The 21,673-nt window shown below is 56.1% G+C and carries 18 protein-coding genes and 4 tRNA genes; 17 read left to right on the top strand and 5 right to left on the bottom strand.

The annotated features are described in order from the left end of the window. Positions 1-67: 67 nt before the first annotated feature. The 9 genes from CE153_RS05935 (at position 68) to CE153_RS05895 (ending at position 8,619) form a co-directional block, all read left to right on the top strand. The gene (locus tag CE153_RS05935; protein ID WP_180753425.1) at positions 68-865 is read left to right on the top strand and encodes an ABC transporter permease; all 798 of its coding nucleotides are present in this window, start codon (positions 68-70) and stop codon (positions 863-865) included. Further along, positions 862-1,644 (top strand): ABC transporter ATP-binding protein, encoded by a 783-nt coding sequence (locus CE153_RS05930; protein WP_099595516.1) that lies wholly within the window; start codon positions 862-864, stop codon positions 1,642-1,644. Before CE153_RS05935 ends, CE153_RS05930 begins: the two co-directional genes overlap by 4 nt. After that, entirely contained in the window at positions 1,641-2,414 is a 774-nt protein-coding gene (locus CE153_RS05925) for an ABC transporter ATP-binding protein (protein WP_099595514.1), read from the top strand. Before CE153_RS05930 ends, CE153_RS05925 begins: the two co-directional genes overlap by 4 nt. 405 nt (positions 2,415-2,819) lie before the next feature. Then, positions 2,820-3,830, top strand: a complete 1,011-nt coding sequence (locus CE153_RS05915) for a cystathionine beta-synthase (protein WP_099595512.1) — start codon at positions 2,820-2,822, stop codon at positions 3,828-3,830. A gap of 78 nt (positions 3,831-3,908) precedes the next feature. Then, positions 3,909-5,090 carry a cystathionine gamma-synthase gene (locus tag CE153_RS05910; protein ID WP_143433098.1) on the top strand — a complete coding sequence of 394 codons (1,182 nt, stop codon included), beginning with the start codon at positions 3,909-3,911 and terminating at the stop codon, positions 5,088-5,090. A 150-nt stretch (positions 5,091-5,240) separates the two neighbouring features. Further along, on the top strand, positions 5,241-5,369 hold the full coding sequence (locus CE153_RS09105; protein WP_270202327.1) for a hypothetical protein: 129 nt from the start codon (positions 5,241-5,243) through the stop codon (positions 5,367-5,369). Positions 5,370-5,396: 27 nt separating this feature from the next. Beyond that, the gene (gene recQ, locus CE153_RS05905) at positions 5,397-7,322 is read left to right on the top strand and encodes a DNA helicase RecQ (protein WP_099595509.1); all 1,926 of its coding nucleotides are present in this window, start codon (positions 5,397-5,399) and stop codon (positions 7,320-7,322) included. Between the two features lie 166 nt (positions 7,323-7,488). Next, positions 7,489-7,974, top strand: a complete 486-nt coding sequence (locus CE153_RS05900) for an S-ribosylhomocysteine lyase (RefSeq protein WP_022245363.1) — start codon at positions 7,489-7,491, stop codon at positions 7,972-7,974. A gap of 108 nt (positions 7,975-8,082) precedes the next feature. Then, complete coding sequence (locus CE153_RS05895; protein WP_022245364.1) at positions 8,083-8,619, top strand: GNAT family N-acetyltransferase; 537 nt, start codon at positions 8,083-8,085, stop codon at positions 8,617-8,619. Between the two features lie 198 nt (positions 8,620-8,817). Here the strand turns inward: CE153_RS05895 and CE153_RS05890 are convergent, their stop codons facing one another. Continuing rightward, positions 8,818-10,245: an amino acid permease gene (locus CE153_RS05890; protein WP_099595508.1), complete on the bottom strand. Its 1,428-nt coding sequence runs from the start codon at positions 10,243-10,245 to the stop codon at positions 8,818-8,820. Between the two features lie 243 nt (positions 10,246-10,488). On the opposite strand from CE153_RS05890, the gene alr reads away from it, so the two are divergent. The 5 genes from alr (at position 10,489) to CE153_RS05865 (ending at position 17,946) form a co-directional block, all read left to right on the top strand. Beyond that, complete coding sequence (alr, locus tag CE153_RS05885) at positions 10,489-11,847, top strand: alanine racemase (RefSeq protein ID WP_099595548.1); 1,359 nt, start codon at positions 10,489-10,491, stop codon at positions 11,845-11,847. A gap of 105 nt (positions 11,848-11,952) precedes the next feature. Beyond that, positions 11,953-14,037, top strand: coding sequence for a DNA primase (dnaG, locus tag CE153_RS05880; protein ID WP_099595507.1), 2,085 nt, complete (start codon positions 11,953-11,955; stop codon positions 14,035-14,037). Between the two features lie 385 nt (positions 14,038-14,422). Then, positions 14,423-15,619 carry an anion transporter gene (locus CE153_RS05875; RefSeq protein ID WP_099595505.1) on the top strand — a complete coding sequence of 399 codons (1,197 nt, stop codon included), beginning with the start codon at positions 14,423-14,425 and terminating at the stop codon, positions 15,617-15,619. 147 nt (positions 15,620-15,766) lie between these two features. Then, positions 15,767-15,843, top strand: a tRNA-Arg gene (locus CE153_RS05870). Between the two features lie 90 nt (positions 15,844-15,933). After that, positions 15,934-17,946: an elongation factor G gene (locus tag CE153_RS05865; RefSeq protein WP_099595504.1), complete on the top strand. Its 2,013-nt coding sequence runs from the start codon at positions 15,934-15,936 to the stop codon at positions 17,944-17,946. Positions 17,947-18,226: 280 nt separating this feature from the next. Here CE153_RS05865 and CE153_RS05860 read toward each other — a convergent pair. From CE153_RS05860 to CE153_RS05845, 4 genes are all read right to left on the bottom strand, one after another. Beyond that, positions 18,227-18,302: transfer RNA gene (locus tag CE153_RS05860), tRNA-Gly, on the bottom strand. Positions 18,303-18,335: 33 nt separating this feature from the next. Next, positions 18,336-18,408: transfer RNA gene (locus CE153_RS05855), tRNA-Val, on the bottom strand. A 45-nt stretch (positions 18,409-18,453) separates the two neighbouring features. After that, positions 18,454-18,525, bottom strand: a tRNA-Val gene (locus CE153_RS05850). An 85-nt stretch (positions 18,526-18,610) separates the two neighbouring features. Further along, positions 18,611-19,219 (bottom strand): GNAT family N-acetyltransferase, encoded by a 609-nt coding sequence (locus CE153_RS05845; RefSeq protein WP_236824478.1) that lies wholly within the window; start codon positions 19,217-19,219, stop codon positions 18,611-18,613. A gap of 274 nt (positions 19,220-19,493) precedes the next feature. Between CE153_RS05845 and CE153_RS05840 the strand changes: the two genes are divergently transcribed. Genes CE153_RS05840 through CE153_RS05830 form a run of 3 tightly spaced genes read left to right on the top strand, consistent with a single transcriptional unit; the run spans position 19,494 to position 21,640 of the window. Next, positions 19,494-20,150 carry an amino acid ABC transporter permease gene (locus tag CE153_RS05840; RefSeq protein WP_099595501.1) on the top strand — a complete coding sequence of 219 codons (657 nt, stop codon included), beginning with the start codon at positions 19,494-19,496 and terminating at the stop codon, positions 20,148-20,150. Further along, positions 20,137-20,811 carry an amino acid ABC transporter permease gene (locus tag CE153_RS05835; protein WP_099595500.1) on the top strand — a complete coding sequence of 225 codons (675 nt, stop codon included), beginning with the start codon at positions 20,137-20,139 and terminating at the stop codon, positions 20,809-20,811. Before CE153_RS05840 ends, CE153_RS05835 begins: the two co-directional genes overlap by 14 nt. Next, positions 20,804-21,640, top strand: a complete 837-nt coding sequence (locus CE153_RS05830; protein WP_003836374.1) for an amino acid ABC transporter ATP-binding protein — start codon at positions 20,804-20,806, stop codon at positions 21,638-21,640. The genes CE153_RS05835 and CE153_RS05830 overlap by 8 nt, the downstream gene beginning before the upstream one ends. Positions 21,641-21,673: the final 33 nt, after the last annotated feature.

Here is a 21,673-nt window from a genome sequence, read left to right as displayed (position 1 = left end):
AGCAGGGTCGCCGGCAGCGAAGACGGTCATCGCATCCATCTGGCATACCGGCGGTGGCAAATACGCGATGATCGTCATCGGACTATGGGTCGCGGTATCGGCCATATCGTTGTTCTGGACGCCGTACCGTCTCTTGGACACCGATGGCTACCATGTCTGGGCGTCACCATCCGGTTCCCATCCGCTGGGTACGGACGGTGTCGGTTCTGATGTGCTGAGTTGGCTGATGGCGGGATCTCGTACCAATCTGGCGATAGCGTTGCTCACTGTATGCGTCGCCGCTGCGGTCGGTCTGCTGCTCGTCGCAGCCATGGTGTCACGCAACAGTGCATTTGCTTCCACATCGGTGGTCGTCGTGGACGCGCTGATCTCCCTGCCCACCGTACTGATCGCATTGATTCTCACAGTGCCGTTCGGAGCCTCGGCCGCGGTCATCGTCATCTCCTGCGGATTCGCATACGGCATGAATCTGGCAAGGATTCTGCGCCCAGCCGCCATGCTTGCGGTGCGCTCGCCATACGTTGAGGCGTCATTATGGGCCGGGGCCAGTCCGATTCGCGTGTTCTTCACGCATATCCTGCCGAACACCCTGCCTGTGCTCAGCGTGCAGCTTTCCATCAGCGCCGGCACCTCGCTGCTTGCCGAGGCGGGATTGACCTACCTTGGCGTGGGTGTCGGTTCGGGCGTTCCCAGTTGGGGACACTCGCTGTCCACGTCGGTCAGATTCATCAGCATCTATCCTATGGCCGTGCTATGGCCGGGTCTGGTGGTCACTGTGGTCGTCATTGCGTTGAACCTTTTCGGAGATGCGCTGCGTGACGCCATCGACCCATTGACGAACTCGGCATTGAGGAACATCGCATGAGTGTGAATATTCGGAATCTCGATATCTCCATCAACGGCAATCCAATCGTGCATGACGTGCAGCTGACCATTGCGGACGGCGAGCGCGTGGGGCTGATCGGCTCATCCGGCTCCGGCAAGTCGATGATCGCCAAAGCCATGATGGGAATCCTCCCCAGTATGGCGCAGGTACGCGGCGACATCGACTTGGATGGCACGCATGCCGTCGGCGCCACCGATGAGGTCATGGCCAACTTGCGCGGCCGCTCCGTGGGCATGGTGTTCCAGAACCCATCCGTCGCGTTGAATCCCGTGATGACAGTGGCCCAGCAGGTCGGATTGCCGCTGTACCTCCATTACGACCTGACGCCTGAAGAGCGGGTGGAGCGTGTCAAGGCGATGCTGTCGAAAGTCGGTCTTGCCGAGGATACGCTGCTCAAATATCCACATGAGCTGTCGGGCGGCCAGCAACAGCGCGTCGGCATCGCCACGGCGTTGATCACCTCGCCGAGACTGATTATCGCCGACGAGCCGACTACGGCATTGGATTCGATCACACAGCGGCAGATCGTCGATCTGCTGACTTCGCTGGTCGACGATTCCGGCGCGTCCATGCTGTTCATCACCCATGATTTTTCGGTGCTGCGTCGCGCCACCACCCGATGCTACGTGCTATCCGAAGGGCATGTCGTGGAATCCGGCGCGACTTCCATGCTGCTGGAGCGTCCCACGACGCCCGAAGCCACCAATCTGGTCCGGGCTGCGCGCGAGCTTTCGCTCGATGTCGAAGGAGGACGATGATGGCCGAACCGACCATTCTGCTTGAAGGACGTGGCATCGACAAGTTCTTCGGCAAAGGCAGGCAACGCAGACAGGTGCTGTTCGGCGTGGATATCACGGTCTACGCGGGGGAGTGCCTTGCCGTGATCGGCGGCTCCGGATCGGGAAAGACCACGCTTACGCGTGTGTTACTCGGTTTAGAAGATGCCGATGCCGGCGACATATGCTATCGCGGTGAGGTTCTGCGCAATCAGACCGCGAAATCGTTGCGTAGCCAGTCCGGACTGGTATTCCAGAATCCATTCGATTCGTTGGATCCGCGATGGCGTGTCTCGAAATCTGTCATGGAGCCGTTGCGGTTGCGCCACCACGACTGGTCCCCTGAACAGATTTCGGCGCGTGTGGACGACGCTTTCCTCAGGGTGAGCCTCGATCCGACGGTATACCGGAACCGCTTCCCCATGGACCTATCCGGAGGACAGGCGCAACGTGTCGCGATCGCCCGCGCCATCGTCGACCATCCGACCGTGTTGCTTGCTGACGAGCCGATGAGCGCCATCGACGTTGCCGCACGCGTGCAGATTCTCGAATCGTTCAAGTCGATCCGTGCCGCCGAACCGGAGATGGCGCTCATCATGGTGTCTCATGATCTGGGTGTTGTCCAACACATAGCCGACCGCATCATGGTGGTACATGACGGGCATGCCGTCGAAATTGGAACGGCCGCCCAAGTGCTGGAACGTCCGAAAAACGACTATACGAAACGGCTGGTCGACGCCGCTTCGATGTGATGGCCTCTCGCAAAAACTCACCCATGTCCGCTATTCGGACATGGGTGAGTTTTTGCCGCCGGAGGATGTGCTATCGTATGGTTCATGTTCAATTTCTCATGTTGTTGCTGTCGCTGACCAACCGCCCGAGGGGCGCGTGGTTCATCGAAGCATAACTTGAGACAGGGCATTCTTTCGACATCCGCATTCTAGTGGGATGCCATTTCATCGCACAAGAATCATCCCATAGCCAGTGCCTTATGCGGTTGGCATGCTGCGGCTGCATATGTGGATGAACCGCAGCGAAAACACCATCACAGGTCCCGTTTCAAATCATTGCAAGTGATAAACGCGAGCTTCTCGAAATCAAAACAACGAAATCATTCATCGGAAGCTAACGGAAATCACTCTTCGCAAGGAAACGACATGACCATCCACAACTCCCTTTCCGAGCTCATCGGCAACACTCCGCTCGTCAAACTCAACCATGTGACCGACGGCATCAAAGCCGCCATCGCAGTCAAAGTCGAATATTTCAATCCTGGCGGCTCCTCCAAGGATCGCATCGCGGAACGTATTATTGACGCGGCCGAACGCAGCGGCGAACTCAAGCCGGGCGGTGTGATTGTGGAGCCGACCTCCGGCAACACCGGCGTAGGACTTGCCCTCGTGGCGCAGCAGCGCGGCTACCGTACCATTTTCACCCTGCCAGACAAGGTTTCCGAAGCCAAGCGTGCGGTACTCCGCGCATACGGTGCGGAAGTGGTGGTAACCCCTACCGATGCTGGTCCGGACGATCCGCGCTCCTACTATCAGGTGGCGGAACGCCTCGCCAAAGCGATCCCCGGCGGATACCGCCCGAACCAATACGACAACCCGAACGGACCGGAAAGCCACTACCGCACCACCGGTCCGGAAATCTGGGAAGCCAGCGACCATCAGGTCACGCATTTCGTGGCGGGCATCGGCACTGGCGGCACCATTTCCGGCACCGGACGCTACCTGAAGGAAGCTTCCGACGGCGCAGTACAAGTGATCGGCGCCGACCCGGAAGGATCCATCTATTCCAATCCGAACGACGTGCATCAGTACAGCATCGAAGGTGTCGGCGAGGATTTCTATCCGAAAGCGTTCGACCGTGAACTTCCCGACGAAATCGTGCAGGTCAACGATACCGAAGCATTCGAAATGACCCGCCGTTTGGCTGCGGAGGAAGGTCTGCTTGTCGGAGGCTCGTCCGGCATGGCCGTTATGGCGGCCCTCAAATACGCTCGCGAGCATGATTTGGATGAAAACCAGCTGGTCGTGGTGTTGCTGCCGGATTCCGGTCGTAGCTATATGGAAAAGATCTTCAACGACGATTGGATGCGTGCCAACGGATTCGCCGACGTTGTGGAACGCACGTCCAAGCCGAGCCTTGCGGAACAGTATCTGTAAACCGCCAATTCATATCTCAACATCATGTCCATCATTCGTTCAATCCAAACCATTCGCTATTTTCAAGGAGTTCCCATCATGACCATCTCGACCAACACCGAAGCCCTGAGCGCCACCGCACTCGCCACCCGCGCCATTCACGCAGGTCAGGAGCCCGACCCGACCACCGGAGCCGTGGTCACTCCTATTTATATGACGTCCACTTTCAAACAGGACGGTGTCGGCGGACTGCGCAACGGCTACGATTACAGCCGTTCCATCAACCCGACCCGCAACTCTTTCGACGAACAGCTTGCAGCGGTCGAAGGTGCGAATTATGCATTGAGCTTCGCTTCCGGCTTGGCCGCCATCGACGTGCTGTTGCGTGCCACCCTCAAGCCGGGAGACAATATTCTGCTGGGCAATGACGTATATGGTGGCACCTACCGTCTGCTTTCCAAGGTGTTCGTGCCGTGGGGCATCGGCCTCGACGTGGTGGACATCACCGACACCGAGGCCGTTTCCGCGGCGCTCAGCCAGAAGCAGTACCAGTACATTTGGGTGGAAACCCCGTCGAACCCGCTGCTCAACATCACCGATATCGCAGCCACGTCAGCGGTCGCTCACGCGCATGACACCAAAGTGGTGGTAGACAACACCTTCGCATCCCCGGTATTGCAGCATCCGTTGACGGATGGCGCCGACGTGGTCGTATATTCCACCACCAAATACATCGGCGGACATTCCGACGTGGTCGGCGGAGCTGTGGTGCTCAACGACAAGGAAATCCGCGATGAAGTGGCGTTCCTGCAGAACGCGGCCGGAGCTGTGCCATCTCCGTTCGACTCCTGGCTTGACATTCGTGGCCTCAAAACGTTGGATCTGCGCGTCAAGCAGCACAGCCGTAACGCCATGAAGGTGGCGCAATGGCTGGAAACCCGTCCTGAAGTGGAACGCGTATGGTACCCGGGACTGGAATCCCATCCAGGCCACGAGATCGCGGCACGACAGATGCATGGCGGCTTCGGAGGCATGATCTCCGTACAGATCGCAGCCGGATTCGAAGCGGCCAAGAAGTTCGCCGGTGCTACGGAAGTGTTCACTTTGGCTGAGTCGTTGGGAGGCGTGGAATCCCTGATTGAGCATCCGGGCGCCATGACCCACGCTTCCGTCGCCGGTACCACGCTGGAAGTGCCCGCCAATCTCGTGCGACTTTCCGTCGGTCTTGAAGATGCTGACGATTTGATCGCAGATTTGGAACAGGCTTTTCGCCAGATCTAGTAAAAACAGCTTGTGATAAAGCCATCATGAGAATGTGACAACTTTGTGTAATCTGTCACATTGTTGCGACATGCATAAATCCTCGCCATCGAATGAGCTGGAAGCGTATCTTTTCCTTTCCCACTCAGGCTATGGCGAGGTTTTTACCATGTGAACGATCCGGACATCGTGCTCGCCGACGAACCGACCGGTGCGTTTGATTCCTACACTTCCGTGCAGATTATGGTTGGTGCCATTGTGCTGCCGGTCGGTAACGCCACCGCCCTCCGCACCGAATAGAAGCGGTTTGATACTAGACTGCTGCGTATGACAGAGTTTACGTCGGCGCGTGACGCCCTACGCACCTACTTCGGATATGACGCCTTCCGTCCTGGTCAAGAAGGCGTAGTCAATGCGATTATCCAAGGCCGTGATGCGCTCGGTGTCATGCCCACCGGTGCTGGCAAGTCGATCTGCTACCAGATTCCCGCCACGCTTCTTCCGGGCATGACCATCGTCATTTCCCCGTTGATCTCGTTGATGCGCGATCAGGTCGACGCGCTCAACGACGTGGGCATTTCAGCCGCGTTCATCAATACCACGCAAAGTCCCGACGAACAGGATCTGGTGTTCGCACAGGCATTGTCGGGACGGATCAGACTGCTGTATGTGGCTCCGGAACGTTTGGAAACCGAACGTTTCCGTACGTTCGCCAGTCGTGTGCCGATTTCTCTGGTCGCCGTTGATGAAGCGCATTGTGTGTCGCAATGGGGTCAGGATTTCCGTTCGTCATATCTTGGTATCGGCGATTTTCTGAAGGCGTTGCCGACTCGTCCGACGGTTGCCGCGTTCACTGCGACCGCGACGGAACGGGTGCGCCGCGATATTATCGGAATTCTTGGATTGCGTGATCCGTCCGTCACCGTCACCGGCTTCGACAGGGCCAACCTGTATTTCGACGTGATCAGGATGGAAAGGAAACATAAGGCTTCGTGGGTGGCTTCGTATATTGCGGATCATCCTGACGAATCCGGTATCGTGTATTGCGCGACTCGCAAGGAAGTGGAGTCGCTTGCCGAATCATTAAATATCGCCGTGCGCGAGCTGCGTGCGGTGAAAGGTGAGGATGCGACGCGAATCGGCACGGTCGCAGTCGCCTATCATGGCGGTATGTCGGCCGAAACGAGGGAGCGGGCGCAACGTGATTTCGTAACCGACCGTGTGCCTGTGGTGGTTGCCACGAATGCGTTCGGCATGGGAATCGACAAGTCGAACGTGCGTTATGTGATTCATCATAATATGCCGGAATCGATCGAAGCGTACTATCAGGAGGCCGGTCGTGCGGGGCGTGACGGCGAGCCTAGCCGGTGCACGTTGCTGTGGAACGAGTCTGATATTGCTACGAGGCGAAGGCTGCTTGATTCGGATTATGAGAACGAGCGTTTGACCGTCGAAGAGCAGGAGGTCGTGCGCGCGTCGAAACGGCGTCTGCTCAACGCCATGATCGGTTATTGCCGTACCACGGATTGTCTGCACGAGTATATGACCAGGTATTTCGGTGAGGCCGGGGGAGCGGCCGTCCGTGTTGACGGCGCATGCGTGGGAGGATGCGCGAACTGCGAGCACACGTTTGAAACCGTTGATGTTACTGAGATCGCGCGGGCCATCAGCCGCTGCGTGCATGACGTGAACCAGAAGGTCGGTTCGGGGAAGATCGTCAAAGTGCTGCGTGGGTCGAAAGCGCAGGATTTGAATTATCTCCATCCTGCCGATCTGCCGACGTATGGCATGTTGAGCGTGACTTCGGAGGCGCAGATTCGTGACGTGCTCAGCCAGATGGCGACGGATGGTTTTCTTTCCATTTCGGAAGGCTCCATGCCGATTGTTCGCTTCGGTGAACGTGCGGCGGAAACGGTCGCGCCGAATTTTCATTATGAAATCAAGAAGATCGAACGGAAGCACGCTGCGAAACGTGCGGAATCGCCGTCCGTAGGTTCTCAGGCCATGGGGGCATATGTGCCGGGCGACGGAGACGAGGAATTGTTCGCCAAGCTGCGTGCGTTGCGGCTTGACATCGCCCGCGAACTCGGTAAACCCCCGTATATCGTCTTTTCCGATAAAACGTTGCGCGACATGGTGCGTATCAGGCCGGTCTCTGGCGAGCAGTTTTCGCAAGTCAACGGCGTGGGCGCGCTTAAATTGAAAGCGTATGGCGAACGGTTCATGGAAGTGATCCGCGATTTCGTTGCATGAATCATGTGACGTGTCAGCTTGAAGAATAATCGTATCGATTATTGCAAAACCATACGTCTCATATGATGTGTAACGCATTATCGGCAACATGTATGGCGGTGCGGTTGACGTATGCCGGCAAAACGGCGACAGTAGAGAAGAACAGTTGTTGAAGAAAGGATTGATGATGGCAGAAGACAAGCCGGTTGTGGAAAGCTTCCAGCTCGACCACACCAAGGTGAAGGCTCCGTATGTGCGCTATATCGACACGCAGACCGGTCCGAATGGCGATGTGATTTCCAATTATGATTTGCGTTTGGTGCAGCCGAATGAGAATGCGATTCCGACCGGTGGCCTGCACACCATCGAACATACGATTGCGGTGCTGTTGCGTGAACGTATCGACGGTTATATCGATTGTTCCCCGTTCGGTTGCCGTACCGGTTTCCACCTGCTGACGTGGGGTGAGCATTCCACGGAAGAAGTGGCTCGCGCGTTGAAGGAGGCGTTGGAATTCATCGCATACGAGGCCACATGGGATGACGTTCCTGCCACCACCATCGAAAGCTGCGGCAATTACCGCGACCATAGCCTGTTCACGGCGAAGGAATGGTGCAAGGATATTCTTGCCAAGGGCATCAGCTCTGACGCGTTTGAGCGCCGTCTGGTCTGATTCGCGCGTGGTTGCAAGTCTGCTTTTCGGGCATATTGCGAATACTGTGCCGTGGGCATGGTATTTTTAACGCTCGGAAGAAGACAAGGCGATGCAAAGGTGAACGAGATGGGTGAGGAGAGCGTCATTACTTCTGAACGGCGGTTCCGCCGCGCCACTATGGCTGATTGGCCGACCATGCAGAAGATTTATGAGCATGCCCGCAAGTTGATGGCCTCCAATGGCAATCCCACGCAGTGGGGTGATAAGTTCCCGCGTGAGGAAGTGGTTCGTGACGATATCGAATCGCAACGCACTGTGCTGCTTGTTGATACGGTTGATGGCGAGGAACGTGTGCTCGCCCAGTTCGCATTGTGTCCGGGCGTCGACCCGACGTATGTGAATATCGATGGTGCCTGGCTGGATGACGATCCGTATGTGACCATCCACCGGATTGCCTCGTCGGGTCTCGCCAAGGGTGCGGCGAAGGACTGCATCAACTGGTGCATCGAACATTACGGCAATGTGCGTGCGGATACGCATCCCAACAACAAGGCCATGCAGCATGTGCTCGAATCGAATGGTTTTGCGCGCTGCGGCTTGATTCAGTTGCTTGACAGGCCGTTCGATACCACTCGTATCGCCTATCAGCGTCATGAATGGTGAGATTTGCGGATTTATATGGATTGATATCAATCAATATAAATTTCATTGCAAATAATCACAGATAATCTGCGATATTGAGAAACAAAAATCCCGTTGAATATCATATTTCAGATGTTCAACGGGATTTTTATATCCGATTGTGTTGCTTTCGATATATTTTACGAAAGATATATCGAAAGCAACAGTATTACCGGTTGTTTAGAACAGTCCTGGCTTGTTCAATGCGGAATGCTTGCGGCTGTACACGAAATACACGATCAAACCAAGAGCGAACCAGATTGCGAAACGCACCCAGGTCTCCCAATTCAAACCGCAAATCAGAATGAAGCAGAAAATGATCGCGCAGATCGGCGTGAACGGCACGCCCGGAGCGCGGAAGCCGCGGTGTGCGTCCGGCTGGGTCTTACGCATCCACAGAATGCCTGCGGACACGATGATGAACGCCGACAGCGTACCGATGTTCACCAATTCGAACAATACGTTGATGTTGATGAAACCGCCGGCGATGGCCGTCAGGATGCCGAAGAACCAGGTGCCCTTGTAGGGGGTACGGTACTTCGGGTGCACTTCGCCGAAGAACTTCGGGAACAGGCCGTCGCGGCTCATGGCGTAGCAGATGCGGGACTGGCCGTACAGCTGCACCAGCATCACCGTGGTCATGCCGATCAGAGCGCCAAGATTGACGATGAACGCCAGCCAGTTGAGGCCGGTTTCGAGAATCACGCCGGCCACCGGAGCGTCAATAAATTTCGCGAACTCCTTGTATGGCACCACACCGGTCATAATCAGCGTCATGATGATGTACAGCACAGTCGACACGGCCAACGAAATAAGAATGCCGCGTGGCAGTGTCTTGTTCGGATTGATGGTCTCCTCGGCGGAGGAGGAGACGGCGTCGAAGCCGATGAAGCTGAAGAACACGATCGACGCCGCCGGAACAATGCCGTACGGCTGCGTCGAGCCCGGCTGGAACGTGTAAATGCCGTACGGGGAGAACGGCTTCCAATTGGCAGGATTGATGTACCAGACGGTGCACACGATGAACAGCACGATGATGGCCAATTTGATCATCACCATAATATCGTTGGTTTTCTTCGTCTGGTTGATGCCAATGGCCAGCACCCAAGTGATGATGAGCACGATTACGAAACCAGGCAGGTTGAAGTATGTGGTTACGCCTGGTGTGGTGCCGTATGCCGCGGTCAGCTCAACTGGCAGATGCAAGCCGAAACCTTCCAACAGTTTGTTGAAATAACCGGACCATCCGGCGGACACGGTGGCCGCCTGCAATGCGTATTCCAAAATCAAATCCCAGCCGATCACAAATGCGATCAGCTCGCCGAACGCCAAATACGCGTACGAATATGCGGAACCGGACACTGGTGCCATTGCTGCGAACTCTGCATAGCACAATCCTGCGAAACCGCAGCAGATCGCGGCCAGGAGGAAGGAGACGCACAATGCCGGACCTGCGGTGAGGGCGCCCTTGCCGGTGAGCACGAAAATGCCGGTGCCGATGATGGCGCCGATTCCCAGCATGGTAAGGTCAAACGTTTTCAATGTGCGTTTCAGTGGAGTTGACTCGGATACGAGCTGGTCCACTGACTTTTTGCGAAAAAGATCCATGGTCTTAATTCCCTAAAAGTGGTTTTATATGGGCTGGACCGGACGGATTTCCGGGACTCTGGCACGCCTCAAACGCCAGAAATCAAAGAAGGGCTGAACGCCTCATGTATGGGAGGTATACGCGCCTTATGTAAAGAGAGTGTAAAAACCTGGCGCGGACAAAAACGTGAAAACCCCGTGAATCGTCTCACCATGTGTGCGCGTCTTTTCGAAGCCGTCATATGGGAGCGCAACAATAGAGCCATGACTTTCAATGCTGCCCGTGAATGGAAATTCTCATCCGAACAAGGCAAGGCCAATTATGAGGCCGCCCAAAAGCAATACCCGGCGCAGGCCATCGTCGATATGGCCGCATTGCGAGACAATATGCGTCATTTGGTGAGCGTGGTTGGCGGCCCGAATTCCGGCACTGCCGTGATGGGTGTGGTCAAGGCTGACGCGTACGGGCATGGTCTTATTCCGGCTGCGCTTGCGGCGCTCGCAGGAGGCGCGACATGGCTGGGCACGGCGCAGTCGCATGAGGCGCTGCTGCTGCGCAAGGCCGGTATTGGACCAGACCGCTGCCACATTCTGACATGGGTATATAACGGCATGGCGGTGCCTTTTGACGAGCTGATCGACAATGATATCGATATTTCCGTAGGCTCATTGCCGGGCATTGACGGCGTTGCGGCCGCGGCGCGTCGTCTTGGGAAAACCGCGCGTGTGCACGTGAAGGTCGATTCCGGTTTCGGACGTAATGGATTCACTCCGGCCACATTCGACGCGGCGCTCGCCAAGCTGGTGCCTCTCGCTAAGGAGGGTGTGCTGCATATTGTTGGACAGTGGAGTCACTTGGCGGTGGCCGACGCTCCCGACGTGCCTGAATTCGTGGCGTCCACTGATAGACAGGTCGAGAATTTCAAGGATTTCACCCGTCGCATGGAAGTTGCCGGCATTGCGCCGGAGATTCGTCATCTTGCCAATACGGCGGCCACGCTTTCGCGCCCGGAGATTCATTTTGAGCTTACCCGCCCGGGTATTGGCCTGTATGGTTATGAGGCTGATCCGGCCATGGGCACGCCTGGCACGTATGATTTGACGCCGGCCATGACATTGCAGGCGCAACTCGGCACGGTCAAGGATGTGGAGGCGGGCCATGGCATTTCCTATGGCCGCACGTACCTGACTCCTACGGATACGTCCACCGCGATCGTGCCTGTAGGATATGCGGACGGCATTCACCGTTCCGCTTCCGGTTTCGATATGGAAGGCGCGAAGCATGTGGTCAAACCTGGCGGTCCGGTGCGTGTGATGACTACGGAAGGTCCGCGCCTATACCGTGTGTCTGGCCGCGTGTGCATGGACCAGTTCATGCTTGACCTGCACGGTTCCGCGGAAAAGCTTGGCGTGCATGAGGGCGACACCGTGCAGCTGTTCGGTCCGGGTCGTGGCGAGGATTATGCCGAACCGACCGCCGACGATTGGGGCCGTGCCGCAGGCACCATCAGCTATGAGATCTTCACCTGTCTGTGCAACCGCATTCCGCGCCTGTACGAGCACGCCACCGACGTGCTGTCGGCCGAAGATCTCGCCAAACTCAATCCCGCAACCATTCTGTAAGGCAACGGGCGTGGGAAACAAGGCACGCCGTGAAAGTCAATATGGTGGGCGCGGCACGTTCGATGGTTGGTCAACGTGCCGCGCTTGCTGTTAAGGTGGTGAGCTATGCCAGGAATGATTCTGAAGGAAGATATCGAAAAAGTTCGCGCCACCGCCGATCTGTATGACATTGTGTCCGCGACGGTTTTGCTCAAGCCTTCCGGAACTGGCGCTTATGTAGGGCTGTGCCCTTTCCACGATGAAAAAACGCCAAGTTTTTCCGTGCGCCCGGCGTTGGGTGTATGGCATTGTTTCGGTTGTGGTCTCGGCGGTGACGTGTTCGGCTATGTTGAACATCAGGAGAACATCGACTTCCGTGACGCCGTCGAGCTTTTGGCCGACAAATACCATATCGAATTGCATTATGACCAGTCGAACGCCAAGAAGGAGCATACTGGTTCAAAACGTGCCCGCCTGCTGGAAGCCAATGAGGCCACGCAGGAGTTTTTCGTATCGCAGCTGATGACCAAAGATGCGCTCGCTGCACGTAAATTGCTTGACGGTCGTAACTTCAGCCAGGCCGATTGCCAGCGTTTCGGTTGTGGATACGCTCCGCAGGGTTGGGACAATCTGGTTCGGTACTTGGCTGGCAAAGGCTTCACACAGCAGGAGATGCTGGATGCAGGATTGGCTCGCCAAGGCCAGCATGGGGTGTACGACTATTTTCGTGGCCGCGTAACATGGCCGATTCGCGATTCGACCGGTCGTACGCTTGGTTTTGGCGCACGCAAATTGTATGAGGATGATTCAATCGGCGCGAAATACATAAATACGCCGGATACGGCGTTGTATCGCAAAAACCAGGTGCTCTACGGCATTGACATGGCGAAGGCTGCGATCGTCAAGAAACGTCAGGTGGTGATCGTCGAAGGCTATACCGACGTGATGGCCATGCATCTGGCCGGAGTCGACACTGCGATCGCCACATGCGGTACCGCGTTCGGTGCGGAACATGCCAAAATCGTACGTCGTCTTATCGCCGACGACTCGTTGGGTGCGGTGCAGCTGGTTGGTCCGTTGAAGGTTGATGGGCAGCAGTTGAGTTCCCGTATCGTGTTCACTTTCGATGGCGATGCCGCCGGACAGAAGGCTGCGATTCACGCGTTCGGATTGGATGCCGCGTTTTCGACGCAGGCGTTCGTCGCCGTGGCCGATGACAATCTCGATCCGTGCGATCTGCGCATCAGACGTGGCAATGAGGCGGTTCGCGCGCTTATTGCGAACGCCGAGCCTCTGTATGATTTCGTGATCAAAACCGCCATCGGGCGTTTCGACACCACCTATACCACGGGGCAAATGGGGGCAGTCAAGGCCGTGGCGCCACTGATCGCACAGATTCGCGACCGTTCGCTGCTTGACCTGTATTCACGTAAGGCGGTACGTCAAATCGGCGTCGATCTCGACATTATGCAGCGCGAAGTACGTGACGCCCGTCGCAAACTCAATGTGCGGGACGAGGACGCGTATGCGCCGAAACGTCGCTTTGCCGCCAATGCCGCAGCGGCGGCGGAACCTCGCATGGATCAGGGCATGAATCCATATGCGAATCCTTCCGCGCGCAAGGCACTGGAACATCGTGACGCGGCGGAACAATCCTATTACCGTATTGACGATGCCGTGTTCATCTGTGAACAGCAGTTCATGGCGACCTTGATCCAGATGCCGCTTGCCGTGGATCCGACATTGTTCGCCAGCCTCACGCTGTCGAGCTTCATGACTCCCGTGTTCCGTACGCTGTTCCAAGCAGTCGCCGCCGCTGGTGGTCTGCCGTCCGCGGACACCCCGCAAGGACTGTGGATGCATAATCTCACCAAAGCAGGCGGGCCGATGTTGGAATCCGTGATCAACGAGCTTGCCGTCATGCAACTGCCGTTGCCGCCGAGTGACGCCGATACGGAACGCGCGTCGCAACAATCGCAAGAAATCAACGTGCAATTGCGCAAACCGACGGATGATGAGCGCAGATACGCGTCCGAACTCATCATTCGACTGCTTGACACGGGCATCATGCGCAAAATCGGTGCGGACAAGCGTCGCATGGCGCAACTGCCAGACGGTGCCGAGAAAATCGAGTTGCTCGGTCAGATCACCAAACTTGAGACCTTGCGTAAGGATCTGCAGGCGAGGGTGTTTGGCAATAACGTTGCCTGAACATTTGTCGTGTACCTAAGTGTCTGCCGCGTGCCAGAACGTCCGATAACTCCCGAACGTCTTTGTCTTGCACCTGGATCTGCCGCATATCCAAGTGCTGTATGAACGGTCAGCGAACATGCGGTGAACGAGGCGAGAATACTTAACGAATTCTTAGTTGACATACAGTATCTTCCGGCGTGTTTTGCAATTGCAAAACAGTTTTGCCGGTTTGCAAAGGTAAAGAACAGTAGGGCGTAGTGGCTGAAAAACGTTGGAATGGTCGGAAAAATCGTATGCCAAGGGTATGTGCTATGCGATTTTTCGGGTAAAGTGAATACGGCGTTTCTTGAGAAAATCGCCCGGGTCTGCAAACGGTTTGCAAACTGGATTCACGGAGGAATGAATGCGACGATTGGTCGTTAAAATCCTGAAAAACGAGACCATTCTCGTAGTTGCTTCCATACTTGCTCTTATTTCATGCTTTATCGTGCCTCCCGACAAGGAGTATGGCGGATATATTCATGCGAGCACCATTTCGCAGCTGATCTGCCTGATGCTGGTGGTGTGCGGTTTCCAGCGCATCGGCGTGTTCCGTATTATCGGCTCACGATTGCTGCATCATGTGAACACTGCGCGCGGATTGGTGATCACGCTGATTTCGCTCACGTATTTTTCCGGCATGCTGATCACCAATGATGTGGCGTTGGTTACGTTCATTCCGTTCGCGATCGCGGTGCTTACCATGGCTCATATGGAGGAGCATGCGGTGCTGGTCGGCACCTTGATGACCGTCGGTGCGAACGTGGGCAGTATGTTGACGCCAATCGGCAACGCGCACAACCTGTATCTGAAAGCGTTGACCGGCATGCCGTCCGCTGAAATGATTGGCATTATGGCGCCGTATTCCGTTACCGCGGCGGTATTGCTGGTGCTTATCGCCTGCGTGGTATTCGGCAAGAAACCTGTTTCCGAATTTTCCTCTATCGACGGCAGCGGTATCGAACAGAATGTGCTCGCTCCGAATTCCGACCAGCCGCGGCCGGATGAGATTCGTGTGACCGGCTATGGCGCCGGTTATGGGGGTTGGCGCACGATCGTATATTGCGCATTGTTCATCGTGTGTTTGCTGGCTGTGAGCGATTTCATTCCGCTATGGGCCATGTGCGTGATCGTGGTGGTGGCGTTCCTGTTCTGCGATCGCCGCGTGTTCCGCAATATCGATTGGGGATTGCCGCTGACCTTCTGCATGTTCTTCATTTTCATCGGCAATATGAAACGCGTGCCGGAATTCTACGAGCTGGCCGCCTCCTTGGTGGGGGCGCATCCGCTGGAAGTGTCCGTGGTGTCCAGCCAGTTCATCTCCAACGTGCCGACCACGCTGCTGCTGTCAGGCTTCTGCGATCAATGGCGTGCGCTGATCATCGGCACCAACCTTGGTGGCATGGGTACGCTGATCGCATCCATGGCGTCGCTGATCGGCTACAAGAACGTGACACGCAAGTATCCTGACAAGAAGGGACGCTATCTGGCTGTGTACTCGGCGGTGAACGTGCTGTTCCTCATTGTGCTGGTCGGTTTGAGCTGGATCATCGAACCGTGATCTTTCACTCCCCGGTTTTGCGGGCTGTCCGCTCGTATCAAGGTCGGGAAATGGTAGGTTGTCATAGTTTTGCCATCGGTATGATGGTCTTGTTCCGCGCGTTCAAGTTGGCAAGAACGCGCGAACTGACTATACTGGATCAAGTTTGGCCCTGTAGCTCAGCTGGATAGAGCATGTGACTTCTAATCTCAAGGTCGGGAGTTCGAGTCTCCCCGGGGTCACCACCAAGCCCTTACGTCAATAGACGTAAGGGCTTTCGCATATTGATAGGCGGCTGCTGCTTCGGCGGTAGCTCGGGGCAATGGGAGGAGCCCATGAAACGAATCGTCACCGGCATTCTGGCGCATGTTGACGCCGGCAAAACCACGCTGTCGGAAGCGTTGCTGTATGCCACGGGCAACGTACGCAAACTCGGCCGTGTCGACCATGGCGACGCGTTTCTCGACACCAACACGATGGAACGGCAGCGAGGCATCACCATCTTCACCGAACCGGCGATCATCACCACGCCGAACCTCACTCTCACCTTGCTTGACACTCCGGGACACGTCGATTTTTCGGCGGAAATGGAACGAACCCTCGCCGTGCTCGACTATGCGATTCTGGTCATTTCTGGTGCTGATGGCATTCAAGGGCATACCGAAACGTTATGGCGATTGCTGAAACGTTACAACGTGCCCACTTTCATCTTCGTCAATAAAATGGACGCTCCCGCAGCTGACAAAACGAAACTGCTCAATCAGCTGAAGAAGCGTTTCTCGGATGGCTGCATCGATTTCACCGGAGCGCATGATGACAATGCGGCGCTTGCCGATGTCATGGAAGATATCGCCATGCAAAGCGAAACCGCCATGGAATCGTATTTGGAAAGCGGAACGATCCCGGATGAAACCATTCGTGAGATGATCGCTGATCGTGCTTTGTTCCCGTGTTTCTTCGGATCCGCGCTGAAAATGGACGGTATTGACGAGTTCGTCGCAGGATTCGAGCGGTATGTGCGCGAGCCGGAGTATGACAGCGCATTCGGCGCGCGCATATATAAGGTATCGCACGATACGCAAGGCAATCGCCTGACATGGCTCAAGGTAACGGGCGGTGAATTCAAGGCGAAGACGATGCTTTCCGGCACTGAGCGGGTCGGCGCCGACCTTGGCGAGTCGAAAATCGGCGACGATGGCATGTGGCATGAGAAGGCCGATCAGGTGCGCGTGTATTCCGGTGCGAAATTCGCTACGGTCGATTCGGTTGTTGCTGGCACCGTGTGTGCCGTCACGGGCTTGACTCGAACATTTCCCGGTGCGGGGCTTGGAAAAGAGCATGATGGTGCGAATCCGGTGCTTCAGCCGGTGCTCACGTACACGTTGCTGCCGGGGGAGTGCGATATTCACGCCTGCTTGGTTGCGTTGCGCGAGCTTGAAGATGAGGATCCGTTGCTGCATGTGGTGTGGCAGTCGCATCTGGAGGAAGTTCATCTGCAATTGATGGGTGCGGTGCAGTTGGAGGTCATCCAGCAGATGATGCACGACCGGTTCGGCTTGGACGTGTCATTCGGCCCGGGCGGCATCTTATATAAGGAGACGATCGCACATCCGATTGAGGGTGTCGGCCATTTCGAACCGTTGCGCCATTATGCGGAAACGCATGTGCTTCTCGAGCCATTGCTCGCCGGCAGCGGCATGCGGTTCGCGAGTGTGTGCAGCGAGGACGTGCTCGACCGTAACTGGCAGCGGCTGATTCTGCAGCATTGCCGGGAACGTGAGCATTTGGGTGTGCTTACCGGTTCTCCGGTCACCGATATGAAGATCACATTGCTGGTTGGCCGTGCGCATTTGAAACATACAGAGGGGGGCGATTTTCGTCAGGCCACGTATCGTGCGATTCGGCAAGGCTTGATGGAAGCGAAGGAGCGCGGCGACTGCCGTTTGCTGGAGCCGTGGTATGGCTTCCGTTTGGAGGTTCCGCAAGATATGGTCGGCCATGCGATGGCCGATATTCAGCGTATGAGCGGTTCGTTTGACACGCCTTCCGGCGATGGCGAGTATATGGTGCTTGAAGGTGAGGCTCCGGTCGCTCAAATGCGTGACTATGCGATGGACGTGAATGCCTACACGCATGGGCGTGGACATTTGAGTTGCGTGTTCGCAGGGTACAGGCCATGCCACAACGCCGACGAGGTGATTGAACAGTCCGCATACGATCCGGAATTCGACTTGGAGAACACGCCGGATTCGGTGTTCTGCGCACATGGAGCCGGCTACCCGGTCAAATGGTACAAGGTTCCCGAATTCATGCACCTCGACTACGCCTGGCATGGTGAGTGTATGTAAAAAGGGTTCTAAACTCCCGCACCTAGGGGTGTTTGGGCACCTATCTCGTCTATATATGGCAGACGACTCGCGTATTTTTACCCCCGAAGTGGCTGTTTTCGGCAGTTTTGCGAAAGTGACGTGCCATATATAGGCGAGAAGCCTCCGGACGGAAGGCGAAATCTGCCATGCATAAGCGAGATAGACCGCCTCAGGCGGTGCGTTGCTTGTAAGACGGGTGCCCCGAATGCCTGTTGAGGATGTATGGGAAAAAGAAAACCCCACGCGAGGTGGGGTTTGATGGAGCGGACAACGGGACTCGAACCCGCGGTCTCAACCTTGGCAAGGTTGCGCTTTACCAACTAAGCTATGTCCGCAAAGAACTTCCGCCGTGAGAAGCGGAAATTCAGTGGGTGATATAGGAATCGAACCTATGACCCCTTCCGTGTGAAGGAAGTGCGCTAGCCGCTGCGCCAATCACCCGTGGGATAATTCCGCCGGTTTCCCGGCTTCGTTACCCGCTTCGCGTGGGCGATACAAGATTCGAACTTGTGACCCCTTCCGTGTCAGGGAAGTGCGCTACCTCTGCGCCAACCGCCCGAAGCGAGTGCTAACTTACGTGGATTTTCGGCGGAATGCAAATCGTCGGCGTGTCGCAGTGGTGTTGCGAGAAAACGACACGCCGTCAATTAGCGATTGAAACCACTGGAATTTCCATGGTTTTTGCGTCTGGATCGGACTTGACGAACGTTTCTTCAGAAGGAGATTGCGCCAACGTCAAGCGCATCTGACGCCACGCCACATTGCCGTGCGTCGAAGCGGAAGTGCCTTCGTCCACGAATCCCAGACGGGCGTAAAAGCCGACAAGACGTTCCTTGCATGTCAGCACAATGCCTTTGCGCCCGGCAATCGTCGAATCAAGAATCACGCGACGGAGCAGATAACTGGCGCAACCGCGATGCTGGTAGACGGGAGCCACGTCCACGCCGAAGATCATCTGCCAATCGCCATGTTCGTCGTGCAGGGAAACATCCTCATACATGACGTCAGCCAAATCCTTCTCATTGGTCGTCATACCGTTGACGAAGCCAATCAGTGTGCCGTCTTTCACAGAAGCGGGGAAGCGGGCATCGTCATCGGCATCAGTGTTGATCAAAAGCCAGAAATGTTCCGGATATGTGGCGACGCGTGCAGTCAGGCTCTCGTTCGTTGCGGCCTCCGCAGGTGGGAAACAGGCAGCCTCCACAGCCTCAATCGCGTCCAAATCCTCCATCGTTGCATGTCGAATGAGCATGTGCATACTCTCTCGCAAGGTATACCCAATCTTCACATTTCAATATGGGCGAACAGTGGAAACGCCAGCGTGCAATACTGTGAAAGGATCATCGGACGTATTGTCGGAAGCTGATAAACGCTTATATGAAAAACCGATAACGACGTGGCCTGTTCCGCGATTGTTGCGCGGTACGATAGGGCGAATCCACGGCGAAAGCCTGGAAAAGCCTGAAAAAGGTTCCGAGGGATCCGTAGAGCATTCGAAAACCTAAAGAGAAAGATGGGAGGCGCGTGTGTTCGATTGGACATTTGTGACGCACTACGCGCCGTTCTTCGTCAGCGGCGCGGAGATGACTCTGTTCATCTCCGTGTTCGGCATCGTGCTTTCGATCGTGGTCGGACTTATCTGCGCAAGCATTGAAATCGCGCGCATTCCAGTGCTGAAGCAGATCGTGCGCGTCTACATCGAACTCAGCCGTAACACGCCGTTGTTGGTGCAACTGTATTTCCTGTATTTCGGTCTGCCGAAACTTGGCGTCGTCTGGTCCGCGGAACAGTGCGCGATCGTGGGACTCGGATTCCTTGGCGGTTCGTATATGGCCGAAGCGATGCGTGGCGGCCTCGAAACCATTCCGAACGTGCAACGCGAATCCGCGTACGTGCTGGGCCTCAGCCAATGGCAGACCTTGAGACGCGTAGTGATACCGCAGGCCATCAGCACGTCCATTCCGGGCATTGTGGCCAATGTGATCTTCCTGATCAAGGAATCGTCCGTTGTGTCGGCCATCGCGCTCGCCGATGTGATGTACATGGCCAAGGATCTGATCGGCATGTATTACAACACGTATGAATCGTTGTTGATGCTGGTTGTCGCATATCTGGTGATTCTGCTGCCGATCTCATTGTTCGGCACTTGGCTGGAACGGAGGTTCGACTATGAGCGGCGCTGAGATTCTGCTCGAGCCGGGCGTGTTTCCGCGCCTGTTGCAGGGCCTGTGGGTTACGGTGTGGATCGCCGGTGTGTCGGTGGGTCTTTCCGTGCCGGTTGGATTGGTTGTCGGCTGGCTGATGACGATGAAAAATCCTGTCATTTGTGTGTTGACCAGGATTTATTTGGATTTCATTCGTATCATGCCGCAATTGGCGTTGCTGTTCATCGCATTTTATGGCTTTGCCCGTGCGTGGAATTGGAATTTGGATGCGACCGGCGCATGCGTGTTCGTGTTCGTGCTGTGGGGCGGCGCGGAATTGGGTGATTTGGTGCGTGGCGCGCTTGAGTCGATTCCGAAAGCCCAGTATGAGTCCGCATATGTGCTTGGGTTGAGTGGCTGGCAGACGTTCGTCAAAGTGATTCTGCCGCAAGCGTTGCGTAGGCTTCTGCCAGCTTCGGTGAATCTGGCGACACGAATCGTGAAAACGACATCGTTGGCCGTGCTTCTCGGCGTGGTCGAGGTCATCAAAGTGGGCCAGCAGATCATCGACGCGAACCGTTTCCAATATCCGACCGGAACCCTGTGGATTTACGGGGTGATTTTCTTCATGTACTTCATTGTGTGCTGGCCGCTGTCCATCGTGGCCCGCCGACTGGAAAAGAGGTGGTCGCATGACTGACGCGACAGGCAAGCAGGCTCAGGTGGGTCAGGCGAGTCTTGAGATTGCGCATCTGGTCAAACAGTACGCCAATGCCGACAAGCCGGTATTGAACGATATTTCGTTCGACGTGCCGCATGGCAAGGTGTTTGTGATCGTCGGGCCTTCCGGCTCCGGCAAGTCGACGTTGTTGCGCACCATCGCCGGCCTTGAGCCGATTCAGGGCGGTACCATTTCTCTGAACGGCGAAGTGATCGAAACGGGTAAGCCGGGCACCGAATCCGCCGGCCGCAGCAAGCGCAGCAGCGAACTGCGTACCCGTGTTGGCATGGTGTTCCAAAGCTACGACCTGTTTCCCAACAAAACCGTGCTTGGCAACATCACACTGGCGCCGACCTTGGTGCAGAAGCGAGATAAGGCCGAAGTCGAGCAGGAGGCGATCAAGCTTCTGGAACGCGTCGGTCTTGCCGACCGCAAGGATTCCTGGCCTCATGAGCTTTCCGGCGGCCAACGCCAGCGCGTGGCCATCTGCCGTGCGCTGATTTTGCATCCGGAAGTGCTGCTGTTCGACGAAGTCACCGCCGCGCTCGATCCGGAAATGGTGCGCGAAGTGCTTGACGTGATGCTCGAACTCGCTGATTCCGGCCAAACCATGCTCATCGTGACGCATGAAATGCAGTTCGCGCGAGCCATCGCCGATCAGGTGATCCTGCTTGAAGACGGCGGCATTGTGGAACAATCTGACAATGCTGAACAATTCTTCACGAATCCGACCACTGAACGAGCCAAGCAGTTCCTGCGCACGTTTGAATTCGACAGGCACCGCAAGTCCGCCGATCAATCCGAATAATCCAGGCAATGGCGAAGATCGGCGAAGATCGGT

The sequence above is a fragment of the Bifidobacterium sp. N4G05 genome (genome assembly GCF_002742445.1).
GTDB lineage: Bacteria > Actinomycetota > Actinomycetes > Actinomycetales > Bifidobacteriaceae > Bifidobacterium > Bifidobacterium hominis.
The sequence above is the reverse complement of the archived record's forward strand: the minus strand, read 5'-3'. Positions and strand labels throughout refer to the sequence as shown.

What these genes read in the sequence shown, in the direction of transcription:
- CE153_RS05915 (WP_099595512.1), top strand. Translation starts at nt 2,820, where the DNA reads ATGACCATCCACAACTCCCTTTCCGAGCTCATCGGCAACACTCCGCTC.
- CE153_RS05935 (WP_180753425.1), top strand. Translation starts at nt 68, where the DNA reads ATGATCGTCATCGGACTATGGGTCGCGGTATCGGCCATATCGTTGTTC.
- CE153_RS05900 (WP_022245363.1), top strand. Translation starts at nt 7,489, where the DNA reads ATGGCAGAAGACAAGCCGGTTGTGGAAAGCTTCCAGCTCGACCACACC.
- CE153_RS05830 (WP_003836374.1), top strand. Translation starts at nt 20,804, where the DNA reads ATGACTGACGCGACAGGCAAGCAGGCTCAGGTGGGTCAGGCGAGTCTT.
- CE153_RS05895 (WP_022245364.1), top strand. Translation starts at nt 8,083, where the DNA reads ATGGGTGAGGAGAGCGTCATTACTTCTGAACGGCGGTTCCGCCGCGCC.
- CE153_RS05890 (WP_099595508.1), bottom strand. Translation starts at nt 10,245, where the DNA reads ATGGATCTTTTTCGCAAAAAGTCAGTGGACCAGCTCGTATCCGAGTCA.
- CE153_RS05910 (WP_143433098.1), top strand. Translation starts at nt 3,909, where the DNA reads ATGACCATCTCGACCAACACCGAAGCCCTGAGCGCCACCGCACTCGCC.
- CE153_RS05930 (WP_099595516.1), top strand. Translation starts at nt 862, where the DNA reads ATGAGTGTGAATATTCGGAATCTCGATATCTCCATCAACGGCAATCCA.
- recQ (WP_099595509.1), top strand. Translation starts at nt 5,397, where the DNA reads ATGACAGAGTTTACGTCGGCGCGTGACGCCCTACGCACCTACTTCGGA.
- alr (WP_099595548.1), top strand. Translation starts at nt 10,489, where the DNA reads ATGACTTTCAATGCTGCCCGTGAATGGAAATTCTCATCCGAACAAGGC.
- dnaG (WP_099595507.1), top strand. Translation starts at nt 11,953, where the DNA reads ATGCCAGGAATGATTCTGAAGGAAGATATCGAAAAAGTTCGCGCCACC.
- CE153_RS05835 (WP_099595500.1), top strand. Translation starts at nt 20,137, where the DNA reads ATGAGCGGCGCTGAGATTCTGCTCGAGCCGGGCGTGTTTCCGCGCCTG.
- CE153_RS05875 (WP_099595505.1), top strand. Translation starts at nt 14,423, where the DNA reads ATGCGACGATTGGTCGTTAAAATCCTGAAAAACGAGACCATTCTCGTA.
- CE153_RS05865 (WP_099595504.1), top strand. Translation starts at nt 15,934, where the DNA reads ATGAAACGAATCGTCACCGGCATTCTGGCGCATGTTGACGCCGGCAAA.
- CE153_RS05845 (WP_236824478.1), bottom strand. Translation starts at nt 19,219, where the DNA reads ATGCTCATTCGACATGCAACGATGGAGGATTTGGACGCGATTGAGGCT.
- CE153_RS05925 (WP_099595514.1), top strand. Translation starts at nt 1,641, where the DNA reads ATGATGGCCGAACCGACCATTCTGCTTGAAGGACGTGGCATCGACAAG.